The 13,130-nt window shown below is 60.0% G+C and carries 13 protein-coding genes, 1 tRNA gene and 4 pseudogenes; 8 read left to right on the top strand and 10 right to left on the bottom strand.

All coding sequences use genetic code 11. The annotated features are described in order from the left end of the window. Positions 1 to 79: 79 nt before the first annotated feature. Together PFEN_RS18155 and PFEN_RS18150 are read right to left on the bottom strand one after the other, a co-directional pair. A complete protein-coding gene (locus PFEN_RS18155) occupies positions 80 to 361 on the bottom strand; it encodes a peptidylprolyl isomerase (RefSeq protein WP_191488174.1) in 282 nt (93 codons plus the stop codon). Positions 362 to 631: 270 nt separating this feature from the next. After that, positions 632 to 1,723 (bottom strand): 3-deoxy-7-phosphoheptulonate synthase, encoded by a 1,092-nt coding sequence (locus PFEN_RS18150; protein WP_191488173.1) that lies wholly within the window; start codon positions 1,721 to 1,723, stop codon positions 632 to 634. A 627-nt stretch (positions 1,724 to 2,350) separates the two neighbouring features. On the opposite strand from PFEN_RS18150, the gene PFEN_RS18145 reads away from it, so the two are divergent. Both PFEN_RS18145 and PFEN_RS18140 read left to right on the top strand, forming a co-directional pair. Beyond that, positions 2,351 to 3,109, top strand: coding sequence for a carbon-nitrogen hydrolase family protein (locus PFEN_RS18145; RefSeq protein WP_191488172.1), 759 nt, complete (start codon positions 2,351 to 2,353; stop codon positions 3,107 to 3,109). Continuing rightward, a complete protein-coding gene (locus PFEN_RS18140; RefSeq protein ID WP_224770999.1) occupies positions 3,106 to 3,564 on the top strand; it encodes a GNAT family N-acetyltransferase in 459 nt (152 codons plus the stop codon). Before PFEN_RS18145 ends, PFEN_RS18140 begins: the two co-directional genes overlap by 4 nt. Before the next feature lie 66 nt (positions 3,565 to 3,630). Here the strand turns inward: PFEN_RS18140 and PFEN_RS18135 are convergent, their stop codons facing one another. Then, a complete protein-coding gene (locus tag PFEN_RS18135; protein ID WP_103495327.1) occupies positions 3,631 to 3,852 on the bottom strand; it encodes a DNA-binding protein in 222 nt (73 codons plus the stop codon). Positions 3,853 to 3,933: 81 nt separating this feature from the next. Here PFEN_RS18135 and PFEN_RS18130 point away from each other — a divergent pair, with 81 nt between their 5' ends. The 6 genes and pseudogenes from PFEN_RS18130 to PFEN_RS31070 all read left to right on the top strand — a co-directional run. Beyond that, positions 3,934 to 4,299 (top strand): helix-turn-helix domain-containing protein, encoded by a 366-nt coding sequence (locus PFEN_RS18130; RefSeq protein ID WP_191488222.1) that lies wholly within the window; start codon positions 3,934 to 3,936, stop codon positions 4,297 to 4,299. 152 nt (positions 4,300 to 4,451) lie between these two features. Further along, complete coding sequence (uvrY, locus tag PFEN_RS18125) at positions 4,452 to 5,090, top strand: UvrY/SirA/GacA family response regulator transcription factor (RefSeq protein WP_100939313.1); 639 nt, start codon at positions 4,452 to 4,454, stop codon at positions 5,088 to 5,090. A gap of 2 nt (positions 5,091 to 5,092) precedes the next feature. Beyond that, positions 5,093 to 6,916: an excinuclease ABC subunit UvrC gene (gene uvrC, locus PFEN_RS18120; RefSeq protein WP_191488170.1), complete on the top strand. Its 1,824-nt coding sequence runs from the start codon at positions 5,093 to 5,095 to the stop codon at positions 6,914 to 6,916. A 32-nt stretch (positions 6,917 to 6,948) separates the two neighbouring features. Next, a complete protein-coding gene (gene pgsA, locus PFEN_RS18115; RefSeq protein WP_191488169.1) occupies positions 6,949 to 7,518 on the top strand; it encodes a CDP-diacylglycerol--glycerol-3-phosphate 3-phosphatidyltransferase in 570 nt (189 codons plus the stop codon). Between the two features lie 63 nt (positions 7,519 to 7,581). Next, positions 7,582 to 7,657: transfer RNA gene (locus PFEN_RS18110), tRNA-Gly, on the top strand. A gap of 301 nt (positions 7,658 to 7,958) precedes the next feature. After that, positions 7,959 to 8,048 (top strand): annotated as a pseudogene (locus PFEN_RS31070) (integrase); the annotation flags it as partial. A gap of 3 nt (positions 8,049 to 8,051) precedes the next feature. On the opposite strand, the pseudogene PFEN_RS30685 reads toward PFEN_RS31070, so the two are convergent. The 7 genes and pseudogenes from PFEN_RS30685 to PFEN_RS18085 form a co-directional block, all read right to left on the bottom strand. Further along, positions 8,052 to 8,447: pseudogene (locus tag PFEN_RS30685) on the bottom strand (type II toxin-antitoxin system RelE/ParE family toxin). Between the two features lie 2 nt (positions 8,448 to 8,449). Next, positions 8,450 to 8,740: a type II toxin-antitoxin system ParD family antitoxin gene (locus PFEN_RS18100; RefSeq protein ID WP_191488168.1), complete on the bottom strand. Its 291-nt coding sequence runs from the start codon at positions 8,738 to 8,740 to the stop codon at positions 8,450 to 8,452. A gap of 606 nt (positions 8,741 to 9,346) precedes the next feature. Next, positions 9,347 to 9,628 (bottom strand): annotated as a pseudogene (locus PFEN_RS30680) (LacI family transcriptional regulator); the annotation flags it as partial. Position 9,629: 1 nt separating this feature from the next. Next, a pseudogene (locus PFEN_RS30675) lies at positions 9,630 to 9,805 on the bottom strand (AraC family transcriptional regulator); the annotation flags it as partial. Positions 9,806 to 9,824: 19 nt separating this feature from the next. Then, positions 9,825 to 10,709, bottom strand: a complete 885-nt coding sequence (locus PFEN_RS18095; protein ID WP_191488167.1) for an acetoacetate decarboxylase family protein — start codon at positions 10,707 to 10,709, stop codon at positions 9,825 to 9,827. A gap of 25 nt (positions 10,710 to 10,734) precedes the next feature. Beyond that, positions 10,735 to 12,189, bottom strand: a complete 1,455-nt coding sequence (locus PFEN_RS18090; protein ID WP_191488166.1) for an aldehyde dehydrogenase — start codon at positions 12,187 to 12,189, stop codon at positions 10,735 to 10,737. After that, complete coding sequence (locus PFEN_RS18085; RefSeq protein ID WP_191488165.1) at positions 12,189 to 13,115, bottom strand: fumarylacetoacetate hydrolase family protein; 927 nt, start codon at positions 13,113 to 13,115, stop codon at positions 12,189 to 12,191. Before PFEN_RS18085 ends, PFEN_RS18090 begins: the two co-directional genes overlap by 1 nt. Positions 13,116 to 13,130 lie beyond the last annotated feature (15 nt).

Below are 13,130 nucleotides of genomic sequence, written 5' to 3'. Positions count from 1 at the left end.
AAGCTCGGTTCCCACGGCCGTGTTCGACCTTGACTGAGCAGCATCAGGGCAAGCCCCCTCGCCACGGGGGCGGGGAGGATCAGTCCTGGCGACTGGTCACTTCCAGCAGATGGTAACCGAACTGGGTTTTCACCGGGCCTTGTACGGTATTGACCGGGGCGCTGAAAACCACGGTATCGAACTCCTTGACCATCTGGCCCGGGCCGAACGAACCGAGGTTACCGCCGTCGCGGCTGGACGGGCAGGTGGAATTCGCCTTGGCGACTTCGGCGAAATCGGCGCCGCCTTCGATCTGGGCCTTGAGTTCGTTGCACTTGGCTTCGCTGGCAACCAGGATGTGACGGGCAGTGGCTTTGGCCATGGGGTGATACTCCTTTCAATAAAGTGCTGAGATTACCGGATTCAGGCCAGATTTTCCCGGCAAAAGTTCCGGGCGCCGCGCTGTGTCGACCTGTGGCGAGCGGGCTTGCCCGCGCTCGGCTGCGAAGCCGTCGCAAAATCGCTCATCTCGATTTACCTGATGTTCCGCGTTCGCAGGTTTTAGGGGCGCTTCGCCGCCCAGCGCGGGCAAGCCGCTCACCACAAGGTTGCGCGGTCTCCTGTGTCTGGGCTTGCCGGCGATAATGGTTTTTCAGGCGCCGACCACTTCCGCCAACTGCTGCTCACGCAACTGTTCGGCCGCCCCACGCAGCAACTGTTCGGTCGCCTCCCAACCCAGGCAGCCATCGGTGATCGACACCCCATAGCGCAGGTTCGCGCTCAACGCCTGGCAACCTTCGAACAAGTGGCTCTCGAGCATCATGCCAACCAGCGAACGGTCGCCACGCAGACGCTGCTCCAGCACATCGGCGAAGACCGCCGGCTGGCGCAGCGGGTCCTTGCCGCTGTTGGCGTGGCTGCAATCGACCATGATCCGCGCGGCAATCGACTGTTTGGCCAGGCTGGCCCGCACCTGGGCCACGCTGTGGGCGTCGTAGTTGGGCCCGCGATGGCCGCCGCGCAGCACCAGGTGGGTGTCCGGGTTGCCCTGGGTCTGGACAATCGCCGGGTGGCCCTGGCTGTCGACGCCAAAATGTCGGTGGGCGTGGGCTGCCGAACGCATGGCATCCGCGGCGATGCCGACGCCGCCGTCGGTGCCATTCTTGAAACCCACCGGCATCGGCAGGCCGCTGGCCATTTCCCGGTGGATCTGCGATTCCGTGGTCCGTGCGCCAATGGCGACCCAGCTCAGCAGGTCATCGACATAGCCGGCGGCCATGGGTTGCAGCAGTTCGGTGGCAATCGGCAGGCCCAGGCGCAGCATCTCGCGCATCAGTTCACGGGACAGGGCCAGGCCGCCAGCCATGTCGTCGCTGCCGTCCAGGTGCGGGTCGTAGGCCAGGCCTTTCCAACCCACCGTGGTGCGGGGCTTCTCGATGTAGGCGCGGATCACCAGGAGCATCTGGTCGTTGATCTCGCTGGCCAGGTTGGCCAGCTTGCCTGCGTATTCCAGGGCCGATCGTGGGTCATGGATCGAGCAGGGGCCGACAATCACCAACAGACGCGGGTCCTCACCGTTGAGGATGGCGCGCACGGCGCGGCGGTGGCGCTCGACCTGTTCGTCCAGGCTGGCATTGAGGGGCAGGTGCTGCTTGAGTTGCAGCGTGCTGGGCAGGCGCTGGGTCAGCGGCTCGTTGGCCGATGGCAGGGCGGATGCTGGCAGGGCAGAGAGAGAAGAATTCATGTTCGGGCTTCCTGGGCTGGCGGCGGGGGCTTCCCGCGCGCGGCCCTACTGGGGTGTTCGACAATCAACCGGACTGGCTGTGAGTGTGTGCGTGCCACCTGTGCGTGACCGTTCGGAGGCGGCGTGCTGTCCCGAGCGGAGGTTGCTAAATCGCCAGGCGCTGGTGATGTCGTAGCGGTAATAGATGTTGTGGTTCATGTCGGTAATCCTCGATTCAAACAGTCAGTTGCAAAATGTGGGGGCCTTGAAAAACAAAACCCCCGGTCGGGAAGCCGACCGGGGGGTGAGAATTCTCTGGTAGGCGACCCCTGAAGCAGTGGGCGCCGGTTGGGTATCAGGCGCGCCAGTGGCTAAACCAATACCCAAAATAAAAGCTCACGCAGTTGCCGACCGTGCTCATCCGGGCAGCCGCGACCGAGCGCGGGGCGCTGGCGGTGTGGCGAAGCTGGGATTGAGTCAGGTGCATGGTGCAACTCCGTGGGAATGTCATTGAGCTTACTAGAGCGGCATCGTCTTGTTCAATCGGAAAATTCAATGAGGCCGAGCAGCGGGCTCCTATCGTTTAAATGCCTCAGACGTTTATGACACACTCGGCGGATATTTCCGATCTGATTGTCAGGACTGCTCATGACTGCATTCACCCTTGCCGCCGCCCAATCCGTCTCGATTCCAGGGAACCTGCAGGCCAATATCGCCAGGCACCTGACCTTCATGCGTCAGGCCGCGGAGCGGGGCGTGGAGTTCCTGCTGTTCCCCGAGTTGTCGTTGACCGGCTATGAGCGCGGCCTGGCGGCCGAGCTGGCGATTACCCCGGACGCCCCGGTATTGGCACCGTTGCGTGAGTTGGCCCGGGAGCTGCGACTGGTGACGGTAGTGGGCATGCCGATCCGCCTGCGCGCCGACGGACCGGTGCTGATCGGCGCGCTGACATTCGGCGCCGACGGCTCGTTGCAGGTATACAGCAAGCAACACCTGCATGCTGGCGAAGAGGTTGCCTTTACCGCGGGAAGCGGCGGTGAGCTATTGACAATCGCTGTTGAGCGTATCGCTCTGGCGGTTTGCGCTGACTTTTCCCACGCCAGTCATCCGCTACAGGCTGCGCAATCTGAGGCTAATCTTTACGCCGCCAGTGTGTTGATCACTGCGAACGGTTATGGGCCCGATACCGCCTTGTTGCAGGGCTATGCTCGGGCGCACGGGATGGCCGTGCTGATGGCCAATCATGGTGGTATGACGGGAGGCTGGCCGTCGGCGGGGCGCAGTGCGCTGTGGGCGGCTGGCGGACAGCAGGTGGTGGTGGCGGAGGGCGAGGGTGATGTGTTGGTGATCGGGCACCGATTCGCCGGTCAATGGTCTGGGGCGGTGGTGCCGGTGACAGGCTTGTGAGCGGGCGCTGGCGTTTTCGCCCGGCGCTGGATGCGGACCTGGCGTTCGCGCGGCAACTCACGCGCGCGAACATGATGGCTTACTACTGTGAGTACGACCTGCTCTGGTTGGATGAGGCATTCGACCTGGCCTGGGCCGGACGGCAGAACGAGCTGTTGTGTGACGGCGAGCAGGTGCTGGGCTTTGTCAGTTTCAGTCGCGATGCCAGGGCGCTGTACATCCGCGAGTTGCAACTGGTCGAGTCGGGACGAGGCCAGGGCCTGGGCAGTTGGTTGATCGGGCGGGCGCTGGAGATCGCCGTCCGCGAAGGACGTCAGGAGCTACGGCTGACTGTGTTCAAAAGCAATCCGGCCCAGCGGCTGTATCGGCGTCAGGGCCTGGTTGTAGTGGGTGAGGACGAGTGCTTTTTGCGCATGAGCCTTGCCGCCTTAAAACCTATATCTGGCAACTCCTGACAATACTTTGGGAATAGTCCTACGTGCTGCCGAATGAGGTGCATACTGAACCCGGAAAGTCAGGAATTACTCGCTCGATTTGTCGGTGTCGGATGGGATGATTCCGTCCTTCATGCCCAGCAGGACCGCGACTTTATGGGCTTCCCCACGCCGTCCCTTTTTTCGCCCAGCGAGCACTTGATAGGTGGTTGCCGGGTCGACGCCATGCTCGCGCGCAAACTCCTGAACCGATTTTCCTTGGTGTTCCAGCCAAGCCTTGGCTTGTGCAGCGGTGCGAATACCGGGCATAGTTCAAAACCGTTCAAATGTGTTCAATGCTTGTTGAGTGTACCACCCTGAAGGGTGTTTAAAATGGGATCTTACATCCAAATGAGTGGAATTGGTTCGCGATTGCGGCAAGAGAGAGAGCGACTGGGTTTGTCGCAGAAGGCTTTTGGTGAAATCGGCGGCGTTGAGGCCAACGCCCAGGGCAAATATGAAAGTGGTGACCGCGCGCCGAAGGCCGACTATCTGTCCCGCGTGGCCGCGCGGGGTGTCGATGTGCTTTACGTGCTGACTGGGCAGCCGACACCCATACAATTGGACAATCTCAGCCAACTGGAAGAGAGAGTGCTGGGTAACTACCGGGTGCTGCAAAAGGAGGATCAGGAAGCGATCAATCGATTGACCACAACCCTGGCTGAAACCGCCGCGCCTTATATGACAAAAGGCCGAGCCGGCTCTCGTGACTCCTGAGTCACTTCATTTCTGATCGAAGCACGCTGGCCGTCCGGCAAGCGCTTATAGCGCATTGGCACTTTTATGTGACGCTTGTTGCTAGGTCAGACCTCCGGTTTTTTGCTAAGGTGGTCAATAACCTGATAAGACCAAATTCGTGAGGTGTCTGCTTGATTAGGGTGCTAGTAGTCGATGACCATGATCTTGTGCGTACAGGCATTACGCGGATGTTGGCGGACATCGACGGTTTACAGGTCGTGGGGCAGGCTGAATCGGGAGAGGAGGCATTGCTCAAGACGCGCGAGCTCAAGCCCGATGTGGTCCTGATGGACGTCAAGATGCCAGGCATTGGCGGCCTGGAGGCCACGCGCAAGTTGTTGCGCAGTCACCCGGATATCAAGGTGGTGGCGGTGACCGTCTGTGAAGAGGACCCGTTCCCCACGCGCTTGCTGCAAGCCGGTGCGGCGGGTTACCTGACCAAGGGCGCGGGCCTGGCGGAGATGGTCCAGGCCATTCGCCTGGTGTTTTCCGGGCAGCGCTATATCAGTCCGCAGATTGCCCAGCAGTTGGCGCTCAAGTCCTTCCAGCCGGCCAGTGACTCGCCGTTCGATGCCTTGTCCGAGCGCGAGATCCAGATTGCGCTGATGATTGTCGGCTGCCAGAAAGTCCAGATCATCTCCGACAAGCTCTGCCTGTCGCCGAAAACCGTGAATACCTACCGCTATCGGATTTTCGAGAAGCTCTCGGTCAGCAGCGATGTCGAGTTGACGCTCCTGGCGGTTCGCCACGGCATGGTCGATGCCGGCTGACAATGACTGACCTGTTCGATTCCAGTGCCTTCCTGTCGACCTGCAGTGGCCGCCCCGGCGTCTACCGCATGTTCGACGGTGACGCACGCCTGCTCTATGTGGGCAAAGCCAAGAACCTGAAAAAGCGCCTGGCCAGCTATTTCCGCAAGACCGGCCTGGCGCCGAAAACCGCGGCTCTGGTGGGGCGTATCGCCCAGGTGGAAACCACCATCACCGCCAATGAGACCGAGGCGCTGCTGCTGGAGCAGACGCTGATCAAGGAATGGCGGCCGCCTTACAATATCCTGCTGCGCGATGATAAATCCTACCCCTACGTCTTTCTCTCCGACGGCGATTATCCGCGTCTGAGCATCCACCGTGGGGCGAAGAAAGCCAAGGGCAAGTATTTCGGGCCTTACCCGAGTGCCGGGGCGATTCGTGAAAGCCTGAGTCTGCTGCAAAAGACCTTCCTGGTCCGCCAGTGCGAGGACAGTTATTACAAGAATCGCACCCGGCCCTGCCTGCAATACCAGATCAAGCGCTGCAAGGGACCTTGTGTCGGGCTGGTGGAGCCGCAGGTGTATGCCGAGGACGTGCGCCATTCGGTGATGTTCCTCGAAGGCCGCAGCAATGCCCTGACCGACGAGTTGAACGCCGGCATGGAGTTGGCGGCCAGTACCCTCGATTTCGAGCGGGCCGCTGAGTTGCGCGACCAGATCTCGCTGCTGCGCCGGGTCCAGGACCAGCAGAGCATGGAAGGTGGTACCGGCGATGTCGACGTGGTCGCGGCCTTCATCAATCCGGGCGGCGCCTGCGTGCACCTGATCAGCGTGCGCGGAGGGCGGGTATTGGGCAGCAAGAACTTCTTCCCGCAGGTCGGTATCGAAGAGGATGTGTCCGAAGTGCTGGTGGCGTTTCTCGGCCAGTACTTCATCGGCAGTCCCGAGCGCGATCTGCCGAGCGAATTGATCGTCAACGTGGTCCACGAGGACTTCCCGACCCTGGTCGCCGCGATCAATGAGTTGCGCGGGCGTGAACTGAGCATCAGTCATCGGGTGCGTGGCACGCGGGCACGCTGGCAGCAGTTGGCGGTGACCAATGCCGAACAGGCTTTGGGCGCGCGCCTGGCTGACCGTCAGCATATGGCGGCGCGCTTCGAGGCCCTGGCCGAGGTACTGAACCTGGAAGATCCACCGCAGCGCCTGGAGTGCTATGACATCAGTCACTCCAGTGGCGAGGCGACGGTAGCATCCTGTGTGGTATTTGGCCCGGAAGGCCCGCTCAAGTCCGATTATCGTCGTTACAACATCGAAGGCGTCACCGCCGGAGACGATTATGCGGCGATGCACCAGGCGCTGACCCGGCGCTTCAGCAAGCTGAAGGATGGCGAGGGCAAGTTGCCGGACATCCTGCTGGTGGACGGTGGCAAGGGCCAGTTGTCCATGGCCCGCGACGTGCTCAATGAGCTGGCGGTCCCGGACCTGATCCTGCTCGGCGTGGCCAAGGGGGCGACGCGCAAGGCCGGTTTCGAAACCCTGTACCTCAACGATGCGGCCCATGAGTTCACTTTGAAAGGTGATTCGCCGGCCCTGCACCTGATCCAGCAGATCCGCGATGAAGCTCACCGCTTTGCTATTACCGGGCACCGGGCGCGACGTGGCAAGACCCGTCGTACCTCGACCCTGGAAGGGGTGGCGGGGGTGGGGCCGAAGCGTCGTCGCGAACTATTGAAACATTTTGGTGGATTGCAGGAGCTGTCCCGTGCCAGCATCGACGAGATCGCCAAAGCACCTGGGATCAGTAAAAAGCTCGCTGAGTCGATTTATGCAAGCCTGCACAGCGAGTAGAATGCCTTCTCACCTCGTAGCCAGTTGTGCCGATGAATATCCCTAATCTGATCACCGTTCTGCGCGTTGTACTCATTCCGATTTTCATTTTGCTGTTTTACCTGCCTTACCAGTGGAGTTACATGGCGGCCAGTTCGGTGTTTGCCTTCGCGGCGGCGACGGATTGGCTGGACGGTTACCTGGCGCGTCGCCTGGAGCAGAGCACGCCGTTCGGCGCGTTCCTCGATCCGGTGGCCGACAAGCTGATGGTGGCCGTGGCCCTGGTGTTGCTGGTGCAGGAGCATGGCAACCTGTGGTTGACCTTGCCGGCGGCGGTGATCATCGGTCGTGAGATTGTCGTATCGGCCCTGCGCGAGTGGATGGCCGAGCTGGGCGCGCGGGCGCAGGTCGCCGTCTCCAACATGGGCAAATGGAAAACCGCGGCGCAGATGCTGGCGTTGGTGATCTTGCTGGCCAATCCCTCGGACTTCAGTTTCTGGGTGCTGGTGGGCTATGCCTTGCTGATGGCGGCGGCGGTGTTGACCCTGTGGTCGATGCTGCAGTATCTGCGGGCGGCGTGGCCGCATTTGAAGATCAATGCGGAAAATCCTGAAAAGAAATAAAACTATTTTGAATCAAGGGGTTGACGTGAGGCGTGGATTCTATACAATGCGCATCACCAAGACGCGGGAATAGCTCAGTTGGTAGAGCACGACCTTGCCAAGGTCGGGGTCGCGAGTTCGAGTCTCGTTTCCCGCTCCAATTATTGTTCTATTGGCTTCCATTGAAGTCTGTAGAAATTGAAAAAAGAGACTTAGGTCTCTTTTTTTGTTTCCGGTAGGTTCCACTCGACACCACACCTAGCCACGATTTTTTAGTACATCAATTTGGCATTTGGTAAATCACTTTTTCGTGGCACTCGCCTCGCTGGAAACCGTACAAATCTCCTCCATCCAAACGAGACGGAGACTGTACGATGGCCTTCACCGATACCGCGGTCCGACACGGCAAACCTCGTGCCTAGGACTACACCCTCCCTGACTACAACGGCCTCGCTCTTTTCGTGAATGCGAAAGGCGCCAAGTACTGGCTCTTCCGCTTTTCCTGGGTGGAAAAGCAACCCCGTATTTCTCTCGGTACCTATCCTGAAATTAGCTTACGAGATGCTCGTGCTCTGCGCGATGTTGCCAGGGCGCTGGTCGCGAGGGGCGTGCAACTGCACTTCCATGGCGTCATGAAGGAGTCGGACGACCTCGATCACGTCGTTGTTTGCCGCGCGATAGAGCACGACATGGCGCGGGCTTTTGACTGTTCCATGGGGGGTGTTTAGCCTGCTGGCGTGAGTAGATGAGGTGATAGCTGCGAAGGCGCGGTGCAAGCTCATCGCGTTCGTGGCTGCCAATGCGATAAGGCGTGCCGGCAATCGCTTGCGGCGCTGTGAGGATCAGCACTTGGTAACGCTAGCGTGCCTGATCGCCGAACTGCGTCTGGATAACCTGAGGATGTCGACAATGTCGGCGCGAGCCGCGTTGGAAATCCGATGCTGCGGCATGCTCAGTGTTTCTCCCTCGCAGGGAGGGTTGCCTCCAGGCTCAACCTGTCGAGGTAGTGTTCCAGATCCCCTTCGCGCACCTGAGTGAAGCGCCCGTGCTCAAGGTCCATGATGCCGATCGAAGTCGCCTGACGCAGTGCCTCAATTTTGGCGGTGTCTTCGGCGATGCGTTGCTCCAATAGCCGCAAACCTTCTCGCATCACTTCGCTGGCATTCTGATAACGGCCGGACTGCATCAGATCCTGGATAACCTGTTCCTGGTGAGGGGTGAGCACGACGTTTCGCGTCGCCATAATGAGCTCCAGCTTTCGGCAAACAGGTTCTTTCGACCATTGGCATATTATGCCATTTTGTCCCCGAACATATAGTTTAGGGTTTGTATCTGACGAACCGAATCGTATGGGTTCATCCAATGCGCTGTGGTGTCGGAGTTGCATTTGCAAATACCCAAAAAATCGTGTTTCAGGCTGAACGTCGGAGTCGTCTTGATCAGTGTGGGCCTTGGGCTCTCAGCTTGGCCGGGCCCTGTTTGATGTGTCCGGCGTTCTCACTGATCGTGTGAAGCGGGTCGCGGACAGTGATATAGGTTAATTTGCGACAATCGATTTTGCGTTATATTTAAGTAGCAAGTCGGTTGTCGATGTCCAACATCAGCAGCTTGGCTGTTGATGAGGATATTAATCCACCGACCGTGATGATTGGATCGCTGTCCCGACGAAGCGTATTTCTATCAGCGAAGGGGACGAGACTGTTCGACGTTCAACTCCCGAACTCCCAGTGCAGGCTAAGGGTTCTCTGCAGTTGGAACGGTATTGCCGCATGAGCACCTTACACCGGTCAGGGTGAAATTGCGTAGAAAACGGGGCAACTAGGTATCTGCAGTTTGGCTTCAAGCAACATCAGCTTCGAGAGTTTTCTGATGTCATAATCTGTAGTGGCACGTGGATTCGCTGTCGAGCTGGATCGAACTCCGGGCGGACCTGCAGTTTCACCATCAATTCGATCAGTTCCCGTGCCAGAAGGCGTGGCTGGGAGTCGATAAGCAGGTTGATCATGCCCTGATCCAGCGCTTGTCGCGAACGTTCGCTGGCCTCCAGCTGGATGCTGCATCGCGTCGGTGGTCGGGGCAGTTGCGCCAATGCGGCGCTGATGATCCCGTCGCCACCGCCGCCGACCACGCACGTTCAGCAGTCCAGCGATACTGTCGCCGATCAGCCCGGTCGAGTTGCTGTTGAGCAAGGGGTAGTGGTGTAAGCATCACTGATCAAGTGCATCAGCATTCGGCCCAGTCCATTGCGACTTTTAAGATGCTTATTACCTGTTTGCGGGAGCTGTCCGGGCGTCCCCTGAAACAGTAGGCCAGAAATTGATCTGAACTTAATCCGCTGGCCGAATTACATTGGCGCTTACGGCTATGCCCGGCCCGGAGAATTCGATCATCTCCGCGCCAAGATACTCGAGGACTTCAAGGTCCGCCAAGCCGTTGATCACATGGAACGTGGTCGGCAACTGTTCGAACGTTGCGCGATTCCATTTCACCGAGCCGCCAGTTCCCTTCCACTTGCGGAAATTCGCATCGCTGAACTTGATCGGCGAGGTATCGCCCGGCGCGCCCGGCAGAGGTTGCGAGGTGGTGACATAGGCAGTATCGCATCCACCGCTGCCCATAGGGCCCGTCCGTGGCATGTATTTATAGAACAGTGTCGCGCCTCCAGGACCGGGAAGCCGCTTGTCGCCCGAGGTTTCGCTCAGGCCGTTCAGTTCGATGTCGAAGAACTTGAAGCCAAACCACGATGCTTCACCGCCAGCCGTACCCGCGCCATGATCAATATTCAGGTCTGGGATATCCGCAAACAGTTTCGGAAAGCCCAGCTCTTCCCGGCCCGTCATGATCGCATCTGGAATACCCTCAAACAGAACCGGGCAGAACGCACCTTCGATCGTTTCAGTAGCCCCGGTGTAGACGACCGGCACCTCCACGTTGAGAATGCCGTAGCCGCGTCCGGCCAGCCAATAGAGATTGCGGAAATAGGCCAGCGACACATGAACCTGAGGCTCGCCGCGCAATGCGAAGCCTGGCGGCAGGATGCGTTCGAGGCTCGCTCGCTCGGTGCGGTAGCTCACGGTCATCCACTGGGCATTCATCGTGCCGGTTTCTTCCATACTCCAGAGTTTGCCATCGGATTTCTGACGAGGACCCGGCGCGGGTCCGAACACTGCGGGCATGCGATAGCGCACACCGGGCTTGAATTCGAATGTCATGAGATGTCTCCTGATTTTATTGGTTTTAGAAGGGGTAATGGCGCGGCGTCGTCTGTAGCGTCAGCCAACGCAGCTCGGTGAACTCATGTATGCCCGCGCGCCCGCCGAAGTGCCCGAAACCGCTGCCTTTCACGCCGCCGAACGGCATCTGCGCCTCGTCATGCACCGTCGGGCCATTGACATGGCAGATGCCCGATTCGATGCGCTTTGCCACCTCCAGCGCACGCGCCATATCACCGCCGAATACCGCCGCAGATAGACCGAATTCGTTGTCATTGGCGCAGGCGATGGCCTCCTCGACACCGTTGACCCGCACGATAGGCTTCACCGGAGCGAAGGCTTCCTCATGGTAAATCCGCATGTCCGGCGTCACATGGTCCAGCAAGGTGGCAGGCATCAGCGTGTTGTTCGTCTTGCCGCCGCACAGTAGCGTTGCTCCCTTCGTCAGCGCATCGTCGATCAGCGCATTGCAGCGTTCGACGGTGCTCATATCGATCACGGAGCCAAGCACCACCGGATCATTGCCGCGCGGATCGCCAAGCGGCAGCGCGCGCGCGCGGGCCGCAAGATGCCGCACGAAATCATCGGCGATGCGCGCGTCGACAATGATGCGTTCGGTCGACATGCAAACCTGGCCGGAGTTGGCAAACGCGCCGAAGATCGCCGCGTCCACGGCGGCTTCGAGATTGGCGTCGTCGAGTATGATGAGCGGCGCCTTGCCGCCCAGTTCAAGCACCACGGGTTTGAGGTGCTGTGCGCACGTGGTGGCAATAATTCGTCCCACACGCGTCGAGCCCGTGAAGTTCACGCGTCGCACGGCCGGGTGCGCAATCATCGTTTCGACCACTGCCGCCGCATCTGCCGGTGCGTTGATCACGAAGTTCACCACGCCAGGCGGGAACCCCGCTTCGTTCAACGCCTCCACAATCAGGCCGTGGGTGTGCGGACAGAGCTCCGATCCTTTGAACACCACTGTATTGCCGCAGGCCAGTGGCACGGCAATCGCACGCATGCCGAGAATCACCGGGGCATTCCACGGCGCCATGCCGAGCACGACGCCAGCCGGCTGCCGCACGGCCAGCGCAAGGCTGCCCGGTTGGTCCGAAGGAATCACCTCGCCGCTGACCTGAGTCGTTAATGCGGCCGCTTCGCGCAGTATCGCTGCCGCAAGCTGGACATTGAAACCACCCCAAGATGCGCTCGCACCGGTTTCCGCCGCCATCGCTTCGATGAACTGTGAAACCCGTGCATCAACGGCATCGGCCGCTTTCAGAAGCAGCGCGCGACGCGCGCCGGGGCCCGTCTGCGACCATGAGACAAAGGCCCGTGCTGCCGCATCGACCGCGGCGCGGGCATCCTGCGCCGTCGCCGCGGCGGAGCGTGAAACCACTTGCTCGGAAAGCGGATTGCGCCGCTCGAACGTGATGCCGGACAAGGCAGGTACGGTCTTTCCATCGATCAGCAATTTGACTTCGAACATCATCGGGTCCTTTGCGTTGGGGCAAGGTACATATTGCTACGCGCGGCTCTAACCGGTTCGTTGGCGACGGTGTTCTCGATGTGGCCGAGATGCTCGATCTCCACGCGTACCACGTCCCCGGGTTGCAGGAATTTCCCCAGTGCAATGCCAACGTTCGCGCAGGTGCCCGTCGCGATCAGGTCGCCCGGTTCCAGTGTCATCACTTGCGTGAGCTCGTGGATCTGCTGCCAGATGTTGTAGATCATCCCACCGGTGCTGGTGCTCTGACGCGGTTGGCCATTGACCCACAAGTTCATCTGCAACGCGTGGGGATCCGCAATCTCATCGGCGGTCGTGATCCAGGGACCAATCGGCCCGTGACTGTCGAAGGACTTGCCGAGCGTGAAGGTAGGGCTCTTGAACTGCCAGTCGCGCGCGGTCACGTCGTTCGCGACGAAATAGCCACCGACCACGCTCGCCGCCTCTTCGATGGATACATAGCGGCAGCGCTGCCCGATCACGACGCCTAGCTCGGCTTCGTAATCCATCTGCTCCGAGACTCGCGGTTTGTAGATTGGATCGTACGGCCCGGTGATGCAACTGACCTGCTTGTTGAACCACAGCTGATTCTTCGGCAGCGCGATTCCGGCTCGCGCCGCCTCCTCGGCATGATCGTGATAGTTCATACCGATGGCGAGGTACTTCTGCGGATCGGGGATCGGTGCCTCGAGACGGACTTCGCCGAGCGGCAATCCGCCCGCCGCGCCTTCGAGTCGCTGCGTCAGCCACTTGATGTACTCCGGTCCTTCGGCGAGCACTTCGCGAATCGTCTCAGGCGCCGTGGAATCGAGCATCGAGAGCGGTACGACGCGCTGGCCAACAACAACGCCGATGGTCGTGCTATCGGTGTGAGTGGTATTGGCGTAGGTATAGCGCGCAAGCTTCATGAATAGGTCTCCTTA

This window comes from Pseudomonas sp. FEN (genome assembly GCF_904067045.1).
GTDB lineage: Bacteria > Pseudomonadota > Gammaproteobacteria > Pseudomonadales > Pseudomonadaceae > Aquipseudomonas.
Note: the sequence above shows the minus strand (reverse complement) of the source record. Positions and strands in the feature narration are given on the sequence as shown.